The organism is Microbacterium sp. (assembly GCF_047602155.1).
Lineage (GTDB): Bacteria > Actinomycetota > Actinomycetes > Actinomycetales > Microbacteriaceae > Microbacterium.
Map to the genome: position 1 here is coordinate 951031 of NZ_JASGHZ010000001.1, position 18365 is coordinate 969395.

17 protein-coding genes are annotated in these 18365 nt (G+C 65.6%); 5 read left to right on the forward strand and 12 right to left on the reverse strand.

Going from position 1 to position 18365, the window contains the following annotated elements; genetic code table 11:
- The first annotated feature begins 218 nt into the window (after positions 1 to 218).
- The 3 genes from QM720_RS04490 to QM720_RS04500 are packed head-to-tail and all read left to right on the forward strand — an operon-like array spanning position 219 to position 3017.
- A complete protein-coding gene (locus QM720_RS04490) occupies positions 219 to 1337 on the forward strand; it encodes an acyl-CoA dehydrogenase family protein (RefSeq protein ID WP_415124960.1) in 1119 nt (372 codons plus the stop codon).
- Complete coding sequence (locus QM720_RS04495; protein WP_415124961.1) at positions 1334 to 1876, forward strand: flavin reductase family protein; 543 nt, start codon at positions 1334 to 1336, stop codon at positions 1874 to 1876. The genes QM720_RS04490 and QM720_RS04495 overlap by 4 nt, the downstream gene beginning before the upstream one ends.
- 1 nt (position 1877) lies before the next feature.
- Positions 1878 to 3017: a helix-turn-helix domain-containing protein gene (locus QM720_RS04500; protein ID WP_415124962.1), complete on the forward strand. Its 1140-nt coding sequence runs from the start codon at positions 1878 to 1880 to the stop codon at positions 3015 to 3017.
- A 129-nt stretch (positions 3018 to 3146) separates the two neighbouring features.
- Here the strand turns inward: QM720_RS04500 and QM720_RS04505 are convergent, their stop codons facing one another.
- From QM720_RS04505 to QM720_RS04540, 8 genes are all read right to left on the reverse strand, one after another.
- Positions 3147 to 4472 (reverse strand): ABC transporter substrate-binding protein, encoded by a 1326-nt coding sequence (locus QM720_RS04505; protein WP_415124963.1) that lies wholly within the window; start codon positions 4470 to 4472, stop codon positions 3147 to 3149.
- A gap of 41 nt (positions 4473 to 4513) precedes the next feature.
- Complete coding sequence (locus QM720_RS04510) at positions 4514 to 5119, reverse strand: nitroreductase family protein (protein WP_415124964.1); 606 nt, start codon at positions 5117 to 5119, stop codon at positions 4514 to 4516.
- A gap of 38 nt (positions 5120 to 5157) precedes the next feature.
- The gene (locus QM720_RS04515) at positions 5158 to 6369 is read right to left on the reverse strand and encodes a M24 family metallopeptidase (protein WP_415127803.1); all 1212 of its coding nucleotides are present in this window, start codon (positions 6367 to 6369) and stop codon (positions 5158 to 5160) included.
- Positions 6370 to 6374: 5 nt separating this feature from the next.
- Complete coding sequence (locus tag QM720_RS04520) at positions 6375 to 7580, reverse strand: ABC transporter ATP-binding protein (RefSeq protein WP_415124965.1); 1206 nt, start codon at positions 7578 to 7580, stop codon at positions 6375 to 6377.
- Positions 7581 to 7611: 31 nt separating this feature from the next.
- Positions 7612 to 8454: a carbohydrate ABC transporter permease gene (locus QM720_RS04525; protein WP_415124966.1), complete on the reverse strand. Its 843-nt coding sequence runs from the start codon at positions 8452 to 8454 to the stop codon at positions 7612 to 7614.
- On the reverse strand, positions 8451 to 9314 hold the full coding sequence (locus tag QM720_RS04530; protein ID WP_415124967.1) for a carbohydrate ABC transporter permease: 864 nt from the start codon (positions 9312 to 9314) through the stop codon (positions 8451 to 8453). The genes QM720_RS04525 and QM720_RS04530 overlap by 4 nt, the downstream gene beginning before the upstream one ends.
- Positions 9315 to 9587: 273 nt before the next feature.
- The gene (locus QM720_RS04535; protein WP_415124968.1) at positions 9588 to 10910 is read right to left on the reverse strand and encodes an ABC transporter substrate-binding protein; all 1323 of its coding nucleotides are present in this window, start codon (positions 10908 to 10910) and stop codon (positions 9588 to 9590) included.
- Positions 10911 to 10975: 65 nt separating this feature from the next.
- Positions 10976 to 11383: a PhzA/PhzB family protein gene (locus tag QM720_RS04540; RefSeq protein ID WP_415124969.1), complete on the reverse strand. Its 408-nt coding sequence runs from the start codon at positions 11381 to 11383 to the stop codon at positions 10976 to 10978.
- Between the two features lie 329 nt (positions 11384 to 11712).
- Between QM720_RS04540 and QM720_RS04545 the strand changes: the two genes are divergently transcribed.
- On the forward strand, positions 11713 to 12117 hold the full coding sequence (locus tag QM720_RS04545; RefSeq protein WP_415124970.1) for a PhzA/PhzB family protein: 405 nt from the start codon (positions 11713 to 11715) through the stop codon (positions 12115 to 12117).
- A gap of 452 nt (positions 12118 to 12569) precedes the next feature.
- Here QM720_RS04545 and QM720_RS04550 read toward each other — a convergent pair whose 3' ends face one another.
- Entirely contained in the window at positions 12570 to 13052 is a 483-nt protein-coding gene (locus QM720_RS04550; protein ID WP_415124971.1) for a helix-turn-helix domain-containing protein, read from the reverse strand.
- Positions 13053 to 13109: 57 nt separating this feature from the next.
- Here QM720_RS04550 and QM720_RS04555 point away from each other — a divergent pair, with 57 nt between their 5' ends.
- Positions 13110 to 14411 carry an MFS transporter gene (locus QM720_RS04555; RefSeq protein WP_415124972.1) on the forward strand — a complete coding sequence of 434 codons (1302 nt, stop codon included), beginning with the start codon at positions 13110 to 13112 and terminating at the stop codon, positions 14409 to 14411.
- A gap of 104 nt (positions 14412 to 14515) precedes the next feature.
- On the opposite strand, the gene QM720_RS04560 is transcribed toward QM720_RS04555, so the two are convergent.
- From QM720_RS04560 to QM720_RS04570, 3 genes are all read right to left on the reverse strand, one after another.
- The gene (locus tag QM720_RS04560; RefSeq protein WP_415124973.1) at positions 14516 to 16048 is read right to left on the reverse strand and encodes a sigma factor-like helix-turn-helix DNA-binding protein; all 1533 of its coding nucleotides are present in this window, start codon (positions 16046 to 16048) and stop codon (positions 14516 to 14518) included.
- Between the two features lie 98 nt (positions 16049 to 16146).
- Positions 16147 to 17373, reverse strand: coding sequence for an NAD(P)/FAD-dependent oxidoreductase (locus QM720_RS04565; RefSeq protein ID WP_415124974.1), 1227 nt, complete (start codon positions 17371 to 17373; stop codon positions 16147 to 16149).
- Positions 17370 to 18356 carry an alpha/beta hydrolase-fold protein gene (locus tag QM720_RS04570; protein ID WP_415124975.1) on the reverse strand — a complete coding sequence of 329 codons (987 nt, stop codon included), beginning with the start codon at positions 18354 to 18356 and terminating at the stop codon, positions 17370 to 17372. The genes QM720_RS04565 and QM720_RS04570 overlap by 4 nt, the downstream gene beginning before the upstream one ends.
- Positions 18357 to 18365: the final 9 nt, after the last annotated feature.

Sequence of the window (18365 nt, forward strand, 5' to 3'; positions counted from 1 at the left end):
AGTCGACATCGCAATGCCGCATCAGGTGAGCCGTGGCATTCTCCACTCGGGCGGGCGTTGCTTCAGTGGAGACAGGGGTTCGCGCTGCCGCGGACTCTGAAGATCTGGCCTGTCCGACCGAGAAGGAGCTGACCATGTACCAGCGCAAACACCCTGAGTTCAACACTGTTCACGACTACGTGGAGCTGTCTTGAGAGGCACGCAAACAGTTGCAGGCGATGTCCGCCGAGATCGATCGCCTCGGGGCGTATCCCGAGCAAGCGATGCGCTTGCTCGAGGAGATGGGCTTCTACGACATCACTGTTCCGCGCGCGCTGGGCGGAGTCGCCGCAGACGACGAGCTCGACGACGCCGAAGCACTCATCGAGATCCTCATCAACCTCGGCGCCGGCGAGAGCTCCACGGCCCAGGTATGGGAGTTCAGCCGACACCTCGGACTGGTGGCGTTCGGCCCGAACTCTCCGCTTTCGGAGCAGGCTCGTGGCGAGCTGTTCGCGCGCATCGCGAAGGAGGATCGCCCGATCCGCTTCTGCGGCACCGGCGCCGAACGCTACAAGGTGCGCCACAGCTATGAGATGAAGGTCACCCCCGTCGACGGAGGCGTGGTGGTGAACGGTACGAAGTACTTTGCGACGGGCGTAGACGGCGCGGACTATGCGTTCGCGCCCGGTTGCCTCGACGGCTTCCCCAGCTATCTGGAGGGGGGCGCCTACGAGGTCTTGATCGACCTGCGCTCCGAAGGCGTGCACATCCATGGCGACTGGGACAACATGGGTCAGCGCGCCACGGGCAGCGGCGCCGTCACGTACGAGGGCGTCTTCGTTCCCGATGGCTACCACTGGCCTCGCACGACGCAGGAGACCACGGCGTCCCCGATCGGATCAGCGCACCTCGTGCTGGTGATGGCGGGAATCGGCGCTGGCGCTCTCGACGCGCTAGCGGAGTTCGTCAAGAACCGCACGAGCTATCCCGGCGCGCTGGAGGATCCCATCATCCAGTTCCAGTTCGGAGAGTACGAATATCGGCTCCGCGCGGCGCAGATGGCTGTGCGTGAATCGATCCGGCTCTCAGTGGCCCACCACCGGACCGGCACGCCGAGCAAGGCCGAATCCGTCCTGTCCATCCACGCCGCGAAGCTCGCGCTCATCGACGCCCTCACGCGCGTCACCTCGACGATGCACAACCTCTGCGGCGGACAAGGTACCTCGAATAGCTACGACCTCGACCGCTTCTGGCGCAACGCCCGTACATTGGCTTCGCAGGATGTGATGGACCTGAAGCAGCGCGCACTTGGCGCGTGGGCGCTGACCGGCGAGCTTCCGCAAGGGGCTCGATGAAGCCGGAGGACAACCAGCAGCGAGGTCTCGCCGCGGCCCGGTCTCCGATCGTCTCCGACCAGATGCGGGAAGCGATCGCACGGCTTCCCACGGGCGTGACTGTCGTGACGACCGTGGATGAGGGTCGGAGTCTGACGGGAGCGACGTTGAGCTCCTTCACGCAGGTGAGCCTGGAATCTCCTAGTGTGCTGATCTGCGTGAATCGGGACTCGAGGACTTGTGATGCCGTAGATCGCTCCGGCATATTCGCCGTCAACGTCCTCGCCGCGTCACAGGAGCGCGTTGCACGCGCGTTCTCCATGCCCGGCGAGTCACAGGACGAGAAGTTCGCCAGCGTCCACTGGTCAGCGCGCAAGACCGGAGCACCTGTATTCGACGGGGTCTGCTCTTGGATGGATTGCGTCACCCTGGACCGTCATGATTTCGGCACCCATGCAGTCTTCATCGGCGCGGTCGTCGCCGCGGGTTCCGATACGTGGGACGAGGCGCCGCTGACGTACTACCGCCACCGGATCTTCCCCCTCCGAGAAAGGGCCTGACATGACCGATGCCGATCTTCCAGCTCCGAGCGTGACAACCCTTCACGAAGCCCAAGCGGAGCTGTGGCGCATCGTGGCTGGGGACACCGCGGCCATTGCGCAGGCGGTTGTCTCCCTCGCTGCGAGCACACTCGGCGGCCCCGTCATCCTAGTGAACGAGCATGGCGAGGAATTCGCCTATGCCGGTCGACGTGTACCGCTGGCAATGGTCCGCACCGCGATCGCTCGAGGCGCCGAGAGCGACGGCGTGCTCAGCCGTCGGATTGTCGCCCCCTCCGGCGGGGGCGGAGCTGGAGCGCTCTGGTATCAGCCCGAAGACGGCTGGGACTCGGAAGCCCTCTATCTCTTCGTGTCGTCCTGCGTGCACGCGCTGTCGCTCTACAGCCGACTGGTCAGCGGAGGAGCCGCTCCGGACGAGATCGCCAAGCCGCTCACCCTGCTTGCGCTCGCGCATGACATCTTCACGCCGCCAGCGCTCAAGGACATCAGCTCGCTCTACGATGTCGGACCGGACTCCATTCTGTCAGTCGCAGCGCTGCAGTTTCCGACGCCCGAAGCCGCCTACCGTGCGAGCGCGCGCAGCGGAAGACTTACATCACCCGAGTGGCCGAAGATCTGCGCGGCCGCCGATCAAGACTGTCTGCTGGTTCTGCTCAGAGGCAGCACGTTGACCGGTGCGGCCGTGCAGGCCGCCTCGCTCACATACCCCAACATGAACGGCATCGGTCTGAGCCTGCCGACGAGCGACCTGGGCTCACTAGCGCGGGCTGCGCAACAGGCGAAGCGAGCGGCTTCGCTCGTCAGCCATCGGAACCCTCTCGTCCGCTTCCGCGACCTCGCCCCGAATGCCGAACTGTTCAACCGCGTCCGCCTCGACGTCGCACGCGCGTACGTCGCGGAACAGCTCGCGCCTCTCGACTCGGTTGCGGATGCCCAGGCTCGTGATCTGGTCAAGACTCTCCGGCTGTTCATCGACCATGACGCGAACATCGCCGACACCGCGCAAGCGCTGGGCTGCACGCCCGAGGAAGTGCGCAGCCGCATTGAGCGGGCGTCGACGGCCACCGGACGGAACTTCTTCCGCGTGAAGGACTTGGCTGACTACGACCTCGCACTGCAGTGGAGTCTGCTGGTCCCCTGAGGACTCCGATGTAAGGCCTGCGGAGTACAGAGCGCTGGGGCCCCTGGAAGGCGGAGCAGGATCCGCTCCAGAAGGCCCCAGCGCCGTCTCATCGGCCCCAGGTGCACGGCCGGGCAGCGACCGTGCTCTCTACTGGGGCCACGCCGCATCCATGGCCTGCAGGATGTCGTTCACGCTCTTCTGACCAGAGAGCAGACCCTGTACCTGCTGTTGCATGACGGTGTAGCTGTCCGCACTGGGCCACATCAGGTTGATGTTCGGCGATGTTCGTTCCGGATGGGCGAGGAAGTCGCTGATTCCCGTGAGCGTCGCATTGCCGGTCTCACCCGTACCGACAGCACTCACGGGGATGTAGTTGCCACCGGACGCGAAGGCGACCTGCTGATCCGTAGTCGCGAAGAAGTCGAGCACTTCGAGCACCGCCTCCTTGTGTTTCGTGGTGGCGCTGGCCACGACCGCACGGATCGGTGACATGGGCATAACCGTGGTCGCTTCGGTGAGCCCCGGCAGCGCGAAGACATCGAAACTCGCATCGGGGTTGATCGCCTGGAGGTTCGGGACGGCAGACGCCTCTCCCGGACCGAAGGACAGCGTGTCACCGTTCGCAGCCTGAGCGGGCGCCGTTTCGAACGTGTCCGCAACCGCGGTTTCCGGGAAGCAGCCGGCATCGTTCATATCGACGATGTACTGCAGCGCCTCCTGCCACTCGGACGAGCCGGAGAAGGTCACCTCACCCGACTCGTGCTGCTGGTTCCACTGCGGATTCTCGCCGAGCACTACCGTCGTCGCGACGATGGCCGCGAAGTAGCCGATCCCGTACTGCTCGGCACCAGGCATTGCCATGAACGGCTTACCCAGCCGATCCAGACTGTCCCTGCAGTCGTCGAGCAGCTCCTGTTTGGTCGTCGGCGGGGTGATACCCGCCTGATCGAACAGGTCGGTGCGGTAGATGGGCACCGCCGCGTTGTACGCCAACGGAAGACCGTACAGTGCGCCGTCGACCTCGTACAGCGGGCGGTACGCAGCAGGAAGGACCTGGTCTGCCCACGTTTGATCGCTGAGATCCATCAGCTTCCCCGCTTTACCGAGCCTCAGCACCGACAGGTTGCTGCCGCTACCGGCGACCGCCGCGAAAAGATCCGGTGCATTTCCTCCTTGAACCTGAGTGTTGAGGAGTGTCTCGTACTGATCCAGCGGCGGATACACCCGCTTGATCACGATGTCGTCGTGCGTCGCGTCGAAGTTGTCCAATACCGCGTCGAAGGCGGGGTTGCCCCCAGCCTGCTCGGCTTCCATCGCGATGGTGAGAGTCACCACGTCACCATCACCGGTTTCGGCGTCGCTGGCGGGGTTCGTGCAACCCGCCAGCACCGCGACGAGCGCGATAGCGACGGCGGCGGTGCCGACACCCCGCGTGGAGCACTGTGACATGTGATGCCGGGTAAAGCCCTGCATGGATCCTCCTGAATGTACCGAGGGACGAAAGGATGATGGACTCAGTCGTTGACGAGCACGGAATCCGCGGCGGCACGACGCTTGCGCGGCCACGCCTTGGGACGACTTCGCAGTTCATCGGGAGCTTTCTCGATGTCCCCATGACGCCCGAGGGCGATGACGGCGACCGGACAGAAGCGCTCATCGATCCCGAAGGCCTGACGGATCGCGTCGGGATCGAACCCACCCATCTGATGCGCAGCAAGGTCACGCGCATGTGCCTGAATGGTGAAATGCGCAGCAGCCTGGCCGGCGTCGTAGTACGCCCATTTGCGTGGTTTGCCATCCTCTCCGCGCAGCTCGGTCAGGATGACGATCAGCATCGATGCGGCGCGTGCCCAACGCTGGTTGCCCGACATGAGAGCGTCGAAGACGATCTCATGGGTCTTCGTGCCCCGACGGGCCACGATGAACCGAGTCGGCTGATGGTTGTCCGCCGAAGGCGCCCAGCGGGCTGCCTCCAGAGCGCTCGCGAGATCCGCCTCATCGATCACCGCCTCCGGATCGAAGATGCTCGGGCTCCATCGCTCCTTCAGCACATCGAGAATGGGAGCGTCGAGCTGCGCACTGTAATCCGGGGTCGTCGTTGCGACATCGCTGGGAAACATCGGGGATCCTCTCTCTTGAGACAACTGCGTGGGAACGGTCAGAGCACGCCGAGTTCGAGGGGGTAGTGGCCGAGCATCTCCGCACCCGAGTCCCGCACCACAACGGTCTCCATCAAATTCATCCCGAGCCCATCTCGACGGGCGCCGATCTGCGTCACGAGGGTGTGACCGGGCCGCAGGACGATGTCTTCCCACGGCATCCGGGCCTGCGGCCGGTCGACCGTGAGCATGCCGATGCCGCGGAAGGCTGCCATCCCCACGTGGTCCAGCCCGAGGGACACCTTGTACTCGTCGAACTCGCGCTGCACCTCGACAACCGACGACCCGGGTCGGGCTGCGCCGCAGAGGAACTCGTGCAGCTGCACTGCCAGCGACCAGTACTCTCGAACCTCGTCTGCGGGCTCATCGAAGAAGAAGTACCGCTGCCGTTCGGTGTAGTAGCCCCCACTGCCCGGCGTCTCCAAGATCAACGAGACGAAGTCCGACTCGGTCACGCGGGTGTCTCGCGGCAGATCCATCCCATGTGGGGAGGATCGATCGTCGAAGGAACGATTCGGGAGGAATCCGATCAGAATCTTCGGCATCAGCGTCGGGTCCATGCCGAGATTGATCAGGAGCCGCAGCACGTCCGCACGAATCTCCTGGAACGTGCGACCCGGTAGGAGATAGGTCGGAGCGGCTCGCCAGACCCGATCCTGGATCTCGCACGTGTCGCCCATGAGCTCCAACTCCTCATCGCTCTTGCACGCGATGAGATGATCCAGTTCGTTGCTGAAATCGATGATCTCCGCCGCCGGCGCGACCTGCCGCAGGTACTCGTGGAATTGCCATGTCATCAGCCCTGTGCCGTAATACGCAATCCGCTTGGCGGCACGCAGCACCGGCGCCATGTCCTCACCGTCGACGAACGGTGAATGATGGCCCGGTCGCGACGTCAGCTTCACCCCGGCGTAGATCTGGAGCTCACCCTCCGTGGGGAGGATCAGCGTCGTCGGATTGCGGAATCCGTTGTACCCCGACAGCCAGTACAGGGATACGGTCGAACCCGCAGTCGTCGGCGGGAAGGCTCCCTGTGCGATCAACAACTCGCATTCGCGGTCCCGAAGCAGCTCTCGCACGGCCTCGTGCCGCCTCGCCAACTCGCCCGGCGAGAACCTGCTCATACCGGTCATCGCGCCGTCACCGGACTTGGGGTGTTCCACCATCGCGTTGTTGGGCCAACGTGACGGATCATAGGTTCGGAAGCCCATATCGGTCACCTCCCCGCGGGAAGGAAGATCGTAGACGTCGGGACGCGCGCACCGTTGCTGATCACGTCGCCGGTCTGCAGATCGAAGAAATGTGCCGAGGTCATCGGAATCGAGGCCGTTACCGACTCACCCACGGACACGGGAACGTCGATCGGCACTCGCGCGATCACGCGTCGTAGGAGCTTCGCCATCTCCGGACTCACGCCCGGCGTGTCAGACGACACGCTGGCACCAGCCACGTCGAGATAGACGAGTTGCTCGGGCGGCAGTGTCTCGGTGTGAGTCGCCACGGCGCGCAACGCGAGCGATTCCGCCTCGATGCCAGTGCCGAAGTGAACTGCCTCGGGTCGGAAGCCAAATGCGACGGTGCGACCGATGTAATCGCGCAGGGCCGCGGGGGCGCGCCCCGGGGACAACGAAAGCTCCTGGTCTCCGACGCGGCAGACGATTCGACCGTCGCCGCGCTCCTCCAGCTTCGCCGGCAGCAGGTTCATCGGTGGAGCACCCAGGAAGGTCGCGACGAACATCGTGGACGGGCGCTCATACACCTCATCCGCTGTGCCACACTGCTCGACGTGGCCACCGTTGACGACGGCGATCCGGTCGCTCAGTCCCATCGCCTCCGACTGATCATGGGTGACGTAGATCGTCGTGACGCCGATCTCACGCTGCATACGAGCCAGGTCCGCGCGCATCTCCAGCCGGAGTTTCGCGTCGAGGTTGGACAACGGCTCGTCCATCAGGAACAACCGCGGCTGACGCACGATCGCACGCCCCATCGCGACGCGCTGACGCTGCCCTCCAGACAGTTGTGCGGGCTTGCGCTTTAGGTAGTCGGTGAGCTGGAGGATCTTTGCGGCTTGCTCCACCTGTTCGCGCACGCTGGCGCGAGGAACCCGCATGCATCGCAGCGGATACGCCATGTTCTCAAACACCGTCATGTGCGGATAGAGCGCGTAGCTCTGGAACACCATCGCGACATCACGTTCCGTGGGCCGCATCCCGTTCACAACAGTGCCGTCCATCGAGATCGTCCCAGAAGTGGGCTCTTCCAATCCGGCAGCCATCCGCAACGCGGTCGTCTTGCCGCACCCTGAGGGACCGACAAGCACCATGAACTCACCGTCGTTGACGGACAGATTGAAGCCGTCGACTGCAGCGGCCCGCCGATCAAAGCTCTTCGTGACGTCGTTGAACTCTATGGTCGCCATAGCCTTACCTTTCTGCGCTTGGACTGCATGCTCATCCCTTGATCCCGCCCGTGAAGCCCTTGATCAGGTACTTCTGACCGATGGCGAACAGAGCCATTGCCGGCGCCATCGCGATGAGGATCACGGCGAAGACCACCGACCAGTCCGAGTAGATGTTCCCCATGAACTGATAGAGGGTGACGGTCACGGGTACGTTCTCCGTTCCCGACAGGATGATCAGCGGCGTGAAGAACTCGTTCCAGGTGAAGATGCCCACCAGGATCGTCAGCGTGCCGGTGACCGCACGGAGCTGAGGGAAGACGACGCGGAAGAATGTCCGCGTCCGACTTGCTCCGTCCATGTACGACGCCTCTTCGTAGTCGGGAGAGAGTGCCCGGAAGAACCCGGTGTACAAGAACACCGCCATCGGCAAGTAACCGGCGACATTCGCGACGATCACGCCCGCATACGTGCCGAGCAGCCCGAGCTGGTTCAGCCACATATAGACCGAGATGAATCCCACTTGCCCCGGAAGGGCCATCGCCAAAAGAAACATGCCATAGACGCCGATGGCGAACCAGCCGGAACGGCGTGCGATCACGTATGCACAGATCGCGGACAGCAAGATCAGGACTATCACCGTGCCGACGGTCATGATCGCCGTGTTGAGCAGCGCACGAGGCAGCGTCGGCATCTGGATGAAGCTCCACGCAGTGCCGAACGAGGAGACGTTGAGGCTCGTCGGAAGCCCGAAGGGAGCCTTGTAGATCTCCTCCGTGGTTCGCAATGAGCCCGAGATCAGGAGATAGAAAGGCGCCGCCCACAGGGCTGCGAAAATCAACAGGCTCGCCTCGCGCAAGAAGCTGCCCATCACACCGCGACGCCGCAGTTTCATCGCATCTTCCTCTCGAGACGTCGCGTAATCGAGACCTGGATGACGGACGCCACGATCACCAACAGCATCAACGTCACGGCGATCGCCGCGCCGAGACCGTAGTGGCCGCGCACCCACGTCGTGTCGTACATGACTGTCGCGAGAGTCTGGGTAGCTCCCGCGGGGCCTCCACGCGTCAGGGCCATGACGAGGTCGAACACCTCAAGTCCACTGATCAGGCTGAGGGTGGACGCCACAGTGATTGACGGCGCGAGCAGCGGCAGAGTGACCGTCCGGAGATGACGCCAGAACCGCGCGCCGTCGATCGTTGCGGCCTCGTCAATGTCCTTGGAGATGCTCTGCAAGCCCGCCATGTAGATGACCATCGGGAGACCCACGGTCTGCCAGACCATGACAAGCAGGATGCACCACAGCGCCCACGTCGGATCGGCGAGCCAGGCCTTGGCGAAATCCCCCAGCCCGACTGCAGTGAGGACCTGGTTGATCGCGCCGTTGGGAGCGAGGATGAACTGCCATGCGTAGGCGATCACTACCGAGCTCATGACCACGGGCAAGAAGACCAGCGATCGCGAAATCCCTCCCGTGCGGGCGGCTCGGTGGAGACCGACCGCAAGCAGGAGTGCCAGCACGTTGACGATGATGACGTAGCTGATCGCTATCGTCAGGGTGTTCATCAGCGCCGGACGCAGGCTCGGGTTCTTGAAGACCTCGACGAAGTTGTCGAGTCCGACGAAGGAGGACTCTTCACCCACCCCCTGGAGGTCGGTGAACGAGTAGCTGAGTCCGGTCAACGTCGAGACGTATCGCAACACCAGCACGACGATCACTGCGGGCAACGCCCACACGATCGGAGCCTTCATGAAGTTGCGGGTCGCGGGCTGCGCACGATCGGCGCGAGAGCCCCGACGCTCCTTTCGGCGATGGCCACTGACTTTGCCTGCGTCCGCGGGAGGCACGACCGTCTGCTCTACCATGGTCGCCCCACGGCTCTCGGGATCTGACGCTTCAATGCGCTCTCCTTCATGTCGGATGGTGCTCTCATCGTGCGCAGCGGGGCGGCCCCCCTGTCGCCGGGGGGTGCTCGAACACGAGGTTCGAGCACCCCCGGATCTCTACAGGCCGCCCCTCAGCGATCACTCTCCCCAGGCGTCGTCCATAGCCACCAGAATGTCGTGCGGCGTGAACTGCCCCGTCAGGAGGCCCTGGATCTTCTCACGGAGCACGGCATAGCTATCAGCCGTGGGCCATGCCTTGTGGATCGGGATGCGCGTACGCTCCGGGTTCTTCACGAAGTCGGTGAGACCCGTGATGTCATCGCCGAGTCCCTCTCCGGTGCCAATGGCGCCGAGGGGGATGACGTGACCGACCGCGGCGAACCTCTCGGCCTCGTCAGCAGTCGTGAAGTACTCCAGGAGCTTCAGCGCAGCGTCCATGTGCTCGGTCTTCTTGTTGATCGTCAGCGCGCTGCCGGCATTCATCATGAAGATCGTGTCGTCGGCATCCTCCATCGGCGTCACGAAGAGGTTGAACGTGCCCTCGTCGTTGTGGCTCAGCAGGCTCGGAATCGAGCCCACCGTCGAGGCGAGGAACGAGAGCGTCTCGCCGTTCGCGACCTGGGCCGGCGACGTGTCATAGCTATCCGATGCCACCGTGGACGGGAAGCATCCGCCCTTGAGCATGTCGGCCATGTATTCCAGCGACTTCACCCATCCCGGCGTGTCTGCGAACGTGACCTCACCGGCGATGCGCTTCGCGTTCCAGTCCGGGTCATCGTTCAACACATACTGCGTAGCGACCGACAGTGTGAACTGCGCCGTCGAGTCCGGCTCGGTTCCCGGAAGTGCGGCAAACGGGACCCCGGCCTTGTCGAGGCTCTCCTTGCATGCATCCAGCAGCTCTTGCTTGGTGGTCGGGACCGTGATGCCGTACTTGTCGAACAGGTCGGCTCGGTAGGCCGTAGCGATTCCGTCATATGCCAGCGGGATGCCGTAGATCCCCTCACCTTGGAGGCTGAACAGCTCGCGCTGCGACTCGGGCAGCACCTTCGTCGCCCAGTCCCGATCCGACAGGTCGACGATGAAGCCCGCCTTCGATACCGTGCCGATCGACAGCGCCGAACCACCACCGGAGGGCATGTAGATGACATCGGGCGCCGTTCCAGCCTGCAGCTGCGTCAGCAGCGTCTGCGCATACGAGTCCTGCGGCGGATAGATCCGCTCGATCTTGATGTCAGGATTCGCCGCCTCGAAGTCGTCGAGCACTGCATCGTACGGCGGGTTGCCACCCTGCTGAGTCATCTCTACCGCGACCTTGAGAGTGATCTGCCCGTCACTCGCTTTGGGATCGTCGTCTCCCGAGCAGCCTGCGAGCGTCACGCCACCGATGACCAGCATCGTAAGGGCGGCGATCCCGGACCTCATTCGTCTGTTGCCACGTTTCATCGCGTTCTCCTTCATGTTGCTTGCTTCTCTTGATGCACGGCGGGATTGCCGTTACCGCCACTGGTGCATGCCGGCGGCACTCACTGCGGAGGCGTCGGCTTGACCGACCACTCGCGCAGAAGCTTGATCTTTCCGTTGTCCAACGTGATCCTGAACACGTAAGGCCCTCCGACCGGAAGTGGGTCGCACCCTCCGAACGAACGCGCACCCTCCCCATCGACCTCGACCCAGAAGACCTTGGGGTCTTCCGTCGCCCAAATGGTCGGTTCCTTGTGGTGCCAGCCGGAGTCGAACTGCAAGTTGTACTCGTCACCTCGGCGCAGAGCCTCCTGCCCTGTCCACCGCATACCGTGGGTGGCCATCTCTTTGACGCCGTCTTCCGCGTAGAGCGCACGCCGCTCATCGCAGATCGGCAACTCGAAGAAGCGCCTGACAGTGGCGCGGTTCCGTTCCCGTTCGCGATCTGCCTCGCTGTCTACGGAGCTCATGTCCGATGCCGCCCCTCTCGCTCGCCATGCGAGCCGCAGACGGTGCCGGCCCCATCCGCAACGCGGAGAAAGTCGGACAACGCTCCTCTGGTTCCGCCGTCATGGAACCCGATGCGACTCTGCATACTGCTCTGTGTTCTGCCAAGTATTCATTACAGGTGCTGGAGGCAAAAGCGTCGGGGGAGATAGTAGGTATCGGACCCCCCTATTACTCCCCGCCGCGGCGCGGGGTGCCGCCCCTTGCTCCCGCCTGCGCTCCGACCGCGCTTGCCGGAGAGCGAACCTTGTCGTACACTGCGCGGTATACATAGATAGTTTGGAGTCCTGCCGTGAATGATGCCCCCGACGGCCACGATGAACGCGAACGCAACCGACAGACCGTAGCCCGGTTCTTCGAGCTAGGGATCACCGACGAGCGACGCGCCCTCTACGCCGACGACGGCGTCAAGGAGCTGGTCAACTTCGGTTTGCGGTGGAGCAGTCCCGAGGCTCTGCGTGCGGGGGACGAGCGCAATGCGGCGCTGTGTCCCGACTGGCACCACAAGGATGCACGCGTGTGGCCGACCGACGATCCTCGCGTGTTCTGGGTAGAGGCGTCTGGCGAGGGGCACCGGAGCTTTGGCGGCGCAGACCCGCAACTGACCCACAGCGACTACGTGTTTCGCATCGAACTCGATGGCGGCAAGATCGTCCGGTTGCGCGAGTGGAAGACGATCTATCAGACGCCGCAATAGCCCATGGTGCGGCATCGCCCCTCGGCTTGGCTGTGGTGTTGTCGGGCTCAGCGCTCTTCCGGAGCGGCCCAGTCGGCCGGTTCCGGCCAATCGACAGGCGTTCTCCAGTCACAAGTTCGGGCATCTTGACTCGGTTGCCCTCTAGCGGAATGCACCCCCATCTGCCGGAGACACGGTTCCTTCGCCGTCGAGCACTCCGCCTGCCGGCAGCGTCATCACGAGCCTGTCCTGGGTCTCGCTCCGGAGAACCCATGCAGCAAGCGCGCCCCGACATCCAGGTCGACGCCGCGCTGCGCTAGGCGCTGGGGATGGCGAACTTGACGTCGATGCGCCCGCCTACCGCGCGACCGCAGGCGCCGGCATCCCGCATCGCGCGGGTCGAGACCGACGCTCGGAGCGACACTGCCGCCCTCGACGCACGCGTCTTGTGGTGCGAGCGCAACCAGACAGGTCTACCCCAAGTCGGGGTGAATGATGCCGACGAGCGAGTAGGGCTGGCCGTCGGGGTCGGGGGCGCGGTCCTTGTACTCCGCGATGAGCGCGTACATCCGCTCGTGCAGCTCGCGCAGGTGCTCGTCGTTGAGCCGCAGGCCGAGCCACGAGATCCACACCCGTTCGGGGTCGGCGATCGCCGCCTGCTGCCGGATCGTCTCGAGCATGACCGGGATGCTGTCATCCATCGGCGCATTCCAGGAGAGGCCGGTCGCGAGGTACGGCACTTCGCGGGCGCCCTGTGCGCCGGAGCGCTCGGGCTGCGCCTGAAGGAACCCGGTCTCCACGAGCATCCGCACGTGGTGGAGCATCGTCCCGGGGTTGACCTCGAGCAGCTCCGCCAGCTCCTTGTTCGTGCGCGCCTCGAAGCGGCACAGGCGCAGCACCCGCAGGCGCAGCGGCGAGCTCAGCGCCTTCGCCGCCCGCGCCCCGTCCGCATCCATGTCTTCAGCCTAACGCGACCGGTTGACGAACTCAATCAGTATCCGCATACTGATTGCATGACTCAATCAGTCGATCCGGATGCCGTCGCAGATCCCCCGGCATCCTCGCGCGCATCGCTGTGGCGCGACGGCAACTTCCTCACGATGTGGAGCGGCCAGGCGCTCAGCCAGTTCGGCGAGCAGATCACGAACCTCGCCGTGCCGGTGATCGCCGTTGTCCTGCTGCACGCGACCGAGCTCGAAGTCGGCGTGCTGAACGCGGCAGGCGTCGCGGCGTTCCTCATCGTGGGCCTGCCCGCCGGCGCGTGGATCGACCGCATGCGGAAGCGCCACGTGATGATCTGGGCCGACCTCGTGCGAGCGCTCGCTCTCATGACCGTCCCCATGCTGTGGTGGCTGGGGTGGCTGCAGATCTGGCAGCTCATCCTCGTGGCGTTCGTCGTCGGCATCGCCGCGGTGTTCTTCGACGTGTCGTACCAGAGCCTCATCCCGTCGCTCGTGAAGACCGACCAGATCGCCGAAGCCAACGGCAAGCTCGAATCGACCGCGCAGATCGCGCACCTGGCCGGCCCTGCCATCGGCGGCTGGCTGATCGGCGTGCTCTCGGCACCGGTCGCGATCGTCATCAACGTCGCAACGTATCTCGCGTCGTTCGCGGCGCTGTCGACGACCCGCGACCACGAGGTGCGGCGGGCGCCCGAAGACCACGAGCCCATCATGACGGAGATCGGCGAGGGGCTGCGCTGGGTGTTCGGCAACCCGCTGCTGCGGCGCATCGTCGGGACGACCGGGGTCTCGAACTTCTTCAGCACCGTCGTCTTCACGATGCTGCCGCTGTTCCTGCTGCGGCACCTGGGCTTCACGGTCGAGGCTCTGGGCATCGTCCTTTCGCTCGGCGCGATCGGCGGCCTGGTCGGCGCCGTGATGACGCCGCGCATCGTCGCACGCATTGGTGAGGCGCGCGCGATCCCGGTGAGCGCCATCTCGTTCAGCGTGGCGGCGCTGTTCATCCCGGTCGCCGCCATCGTGCCCGAGGTCGCCTTCCCGCTGCTGGTCGCGCAGGGGTTCATCGGCAGCTTCACGGTGCTCGTCTACAACATCACGCAGGTGACCTTCCGCCAGCGGATCACCCCGCCGCGCCTGCTCGGCCGGATGAACGCCTCCATCCGCTTCGTCGTGTGGGGCGTCATGCCCATCGCCGCCCTGCTCGCCGGCGCGCTCGGTCAATGGCTCGGCGTCGTCCCGACGATGTGGATCGGCGCGGCCGGCGAGCTGTTTGCGGCACTGTTCGTCGCCATCGGCCCGTTCTGGCGGATGCGGGAACTGCCCGCGGCGACGACTGCGGATGCGGATTCCTGAGGCACCCGCCGTCGAGCGGTGCGACGAAGCCACGAGGGCCGACCGGGTCGACGAGTTGCTGGCGGGATCACGTAAGACGTCACCGAATCATCAGTGCCAGCCGGTCATCGTGAAGCGGAGATACGGTAGCGAGGCTCGAGGGTCAACTGCGCACCGGTCTGGATGATGAAGGCAGCGATGTCGCGCGGGCTGACCCCGGATTCGGTGCGCAGTTCGAGGATCTCGCGCCAGCCGAGGCTGTGGTGGGCCTCGAGCCCGGCAGCGATGGCGTGCCGCGCCTCAGCGGGGATGGCGTGGGTTTCGAGGTCCCGCTCTGTGTGGATGCCATCGACGGTGATCCAACCCCAGCCGAGCTGGTGCGCGTAGGCCCGCCCGGCGGCGGCTTTGGCACGGTTGACGGCGACGGGCATGTTCATCAGTGGCTTGACCTCGATGAGCAGGCACCGGCCCGCGCGGGTCGCGGCGAGGATGTCCGGGTAGTAAACACGCTGACGACCTTCCCATGTGTACGGGATAGTCAGCGGCTGCTCCTGGTACCAGGCGACCTCGGAGCTGTTCTCCAGGACGGTGAGCGCGACGAGCTCGAGGCCCGATTCGTAGAGCACGTCGCGATCGAGCTTCTGGGAGTGGAAGCTTCCCGCTGGCTCACCGGGGCCGTCAAGCCGCAGCGCATGAAGTGTTCCCCGCTCGGGTGGAGGTTCCACGGTGGCGGGCCACGACGCGTGCGCGCTCCAGCGAGTGACCACCGCATCAGCGCGGCTGACCACAGTGGCGGCGCGGCGCTCGGCGGCAGCGGTTCGCAGTTGCTCCTTCTCAAGCTCCCGGCGGCGTTCCTCGGCTGCGCGGGCGAGGAACGCGACCCGGCGCGCAGCCGGGGAGGCGATGCCGGCAGCACACAGCAGAAACGGGATGGCGACGCCGATCGGGGCTTCGAACTCAGAGGCGACGATCGTGGCGACGCGCTCGGCAAACGCTTCATCGAACGCATCCGGGATGGGCAGGTGAAGGAGCGCAGCGAGGGTCGCCCCCGGGGTGCCGGGCTTGCGCGCCTGGCGAACGAGGAGGGCGAGCGCTCTGGCCTCGATCTGGCGGATACGTTCGCCACTGACACCGAATCGTCCAGCGATCTCCGCCAACGTGCGGGGTGCACCCTGGAAGCCGAGGCGCATGCGCAGCACCTGCTTCTCACGCGGTCGCCCGTCAAGCCAGGACACGGCTTCGAAGGCGAGAGCAGCGGCGTCTCCCGGCTCGAGCTGTGCGCCGAAATCCAGACCCCGACTGGTGGGCACCGGCAGCGGCATGCACTCCTCGTATCGGGGCTTGCGGTGCCTTCTGGACGTCAGGAGTGGGATCGCTGCGAGGGGCGCGTCCGGATGCTCGTGAAGATAAAGGCTCAGCACTGTGGGGGCGTGCCGACGACTGGATGACCGGTGCTCCGTCGGCAGGAGTCGGTTGCAGGCGGCGGTGATGCCGCCCGGCGGTCGACCATGCGCTTTGGCGATCTCGTCGACGGTCAAGCCAGAGCGGATCTCGTCGACCAGCTGTGCGTACTCGGCTGCACTCCACCTCTCGCCGAGGCGCGCGGGGAGCGCAACGCAGCGCTGCCCCTCGGCGGGCGCCTCAGACGGGAGATCCATAGCAAGAGTCTCTCGCGACCCTCTGACATCCCCCTGCGGCCAGCTTGCCCATACCGCCCCCGGTGGTGACGATGACCCGAACCGCGGCGCGTGTGGCGTCAGCGCACGCGGTAGGCGGGGTCGATCTCGTCGCGGTCGCTCGCGATCAGTCCGGCGACGAGCCGTCCGGTCACCGGTCCGAGCGTCACCCCCATCATCTGATGCCCCGTCGCGACGACGACCGACCGTGTCGCCGGCAGCCGGCCGATGATCGGAACCCCATCGGGCGTCATCGGACGAAGACCCGTCCATGGCTCACCGGCCGCAGCCGCCAACCCGAATCCCGGTAGGTAGCGGTCGGCGGATGCCAGAATCCCTGCCGCCCGACGGCGGTCGATACGGTGATCGGCCGCTCCGAATCCCATCGTGCCCGAAAGTCGCAGCCGGTCGGGGTACGGCGTCATCGCCACCCGCCCCTCGGCGAGATACAGCGGCCCTCCGGCGAGCTCGGGCACGACGGGCAGGTCGAACCCGTATCCCTTGCCGGCCGCGAGCGAAAGCCTCTGCCCGAGCGGACGGACGACACGGTCGCTCCACACCCCGGCCGAGACGACATAGGCATCGCCGGCGATCACGCCGTCGCGATGCCGCAGGCGCGGCCGAGACCGGGTGGATTCGAAGGCCGCGTCCACCCCGCAGACGACCTCTACCCCGCGGCGGCGGCAAGCCTGGGTCAGTTCCCTCACGAGCACCGCCGGATCGACGACGCGATCTCCCCACGTGTCGAGGGCACCGACCACCGACTGCGAGACGCCGGGGATTCGTTGACGCAGCTCCTCCGCATCGTCCACGCTCCAGGCGATCGCGGCGCCGGAGCGCTCGAGCTCGCGCACCTCACGGACATGAGCGTCGAGCTGCGCCGGGTCCGTGAACAGCATCGTCAGCGGCCGGTCGCTCAGCTCGACAGCGAGACCCTCGTCGCGAAGCTGGTCGTATGCGTCAAGCGCGCCCTGCGCGAGCGGGGCGAGCGCGCGCACGCCGGCCGCGTAGGGCGCCGCCCGGCACGAGGCGAGCAGTCGCAGCAGGAACGCGGCATAGCGGAGATCCCACCTCGGACGGACGTATAGAGGAGTGTCGTGTCGCAGCATCCATCGCATCGCCTGCCCGAGGGCTCCGGGCGCGGTCACCGGCACGGCCATGCTCGGGGCAAGCCAGCCGGCGTTGTGGCTCGAGGCGCCCGCACCCGGCTCGGCGCGGTCGAGCAGCACGACCTCGTGACCGTCGCCCGCGAGGAAGTACGCCGTCGACAGACCGACGATTCCCGCTCCGACCACGACGACCCTCACGCCACGATCCCCTTCGCCCAGGGTGCGCGGGAGCGCAGCAGGTCGCCGATCGCACGCGCAACACGCTCGTGCGTATGACTGGAGTGGGTGCCATCGAACTCCACGGCGTCGTGACGGATGCCGAGCCCGTCCAGCCGCGCTGACAGCGTGCGATGCCCCAATTGAGCGGCGAACTCGTCACGTGCTCCCACGTCCAGCAGGATGCCATGCAACCCCGCGAGCCGATCGCGACGCGCGGCCGCGTTGACGACGGGATCGTACGCGAGCCACTGTGCCCAGACCTCGTCGACGAGGGCGCCCGTGCGCCAGTCCAACGGCAACCGCCCGCGCAATCGCGCCGTGGGATCGGGCGCGTAGCTTGCGGCGAGTGCGAGCGGAAGCGCCGCATCATTCGGAATGTCGGAGGGATCGATCTCCTCCTCCCGGTACCGTGTCAGCAACTCGGTGACCATGCCCAGTTGAGTGCGCTCGAAGAACGCGTCGCCGGCGAGCACGCCGAGGGCTCCGAATCGGTCGGTTGTCGTCGCGAGCTCCCATGCGCCGAGCCCGCCCGACGAGTGGCCGAGCACGACGCGCGAGCCCGGATCGGGGTCGGTGCCGTACGCCTCTTCGACGACGCCGACGACCTCTTCTGCGACATACCCGACGAAATCGCCGTTGACGGGCGAGTTCAGCCACTGCCCGCCGCCGAGCCGCGTCCAGCCATCGGGCATCGCGACGATCGCCGGCTGCACGGCCGGGTCGGCGAACACATCGTCGAGCAAGGCCGCCAGCGCCGGCCTGATCGACGAACCGCGGAACTGATCGGGACTCAGCCAGTTGACGGCGTGCCCGCTATACCCGTGCAGCAGCACGACGAGGCGCGGGCGCATGCCCTGCGCAGACCGCTGCGGCACGTACACCACGAGGTCGCGATCGGCGGAATCGCCCCAGGCGTTGCCCGCGAGATGCCGGGAACGCACGGTGTGAAGCGTGAAGGGCACAGTTGCATC

Coding starts and splice junctions, on each gene's coding strand:
- QM720_RS04490 (WP_415124960.1), top strand. CDS start 219: ATGTCCGCCGAGATCGATCGCCTCGGGGCGTATCCCGAGCAAGCGATG.
- QM720_RS04495 (WP_415124961.1), top strand. CDS start 1,334: ATGAAGCCGGAGGACAACCAGCAGCGAGGTCTCGCCGCGGCCCGGTCT.
- QM720_RS04500 (WP_415124962.1), top strand. CDS start 1,878: ATGACCGATGCCGATCTTCCAGCTCCGAGCGTGACAACCCTTCACGAA.
- QM720_RS04505 (WP_415124963.1), bottom strand. CDS start 4,472: ATGCAGGGCTTTACCCGGCATCACATGTCACAGTGCTCCACGCGGGGT.
- QM720_RS04510 (WP_415124964.1), bottom strand. CDS start 5,119: ATGTTTCCCAGCGATGTCGCAACGACGACCCCGGATTACAGTGCGCAG.
- QM720_RS04515 (WP_415127803.1), bottom strand. CDS start 6,369: ATGGGCTTCCGAACCTATGATCCGTCACGTTGGCCCAACAACGCGATG.
- QM720_RS04520 (WP_415124965.1), bottom strand. CDS start 7,580: ATGGCGACCATAGAGTTCAACGACGTCACGAAGAGCTTTGATCGGCGG.
- QM720_RS04525 (WP_415124966.1), bottom strand. CDS start 8,454: ATGAAACTGCGGCGTCGCGGTGTGATGGGCAGCTTCTTGCGCGAGGCG.
- QM720_RS04530 (WP_415124967.1), bottom strand. CDS start 9,314: ATGAAGGCTCCGATCGTGTGGGCGTTGCCCGCAGTGATCGTCGTGCTG.
- QM720_RS04535 (WP_415124968.1), bottom strand. CDS start 10,910: ATGAAGGAGAACGCGATGAAACGTGGCAACAGACGAATGAGGTCCGGG.
- QM720_RS04540 (WP_415124969.1), bottom strand. CDS start 11,383: ATGAGCTCCGTAGACAGCGAGGCAGATCGCGAACGGGAACGGAACCGC.
- QM720_RS04550 (WP_415124971.1), bottom strand. CDS start 13,052: ATGGATGCGGACGGGGCGCGGGCGGCGAAGGCGCTGAGCTCGCCGCTG.
- QM720_RS04555 (WP_415124972.1), top strand. CDS start 13,110: ATGACTCAATCAGTCGATCCGGATGCCGTCGCAGATCCCCCGGCATCC.
- QM720_RS04560 (WP_415124973.1), bottom strand. CDS start 16,048: ATGGATCTCCCGTCTGAGGCGCCCGCCGAGGGGCAGCGCTGCGTTGCG.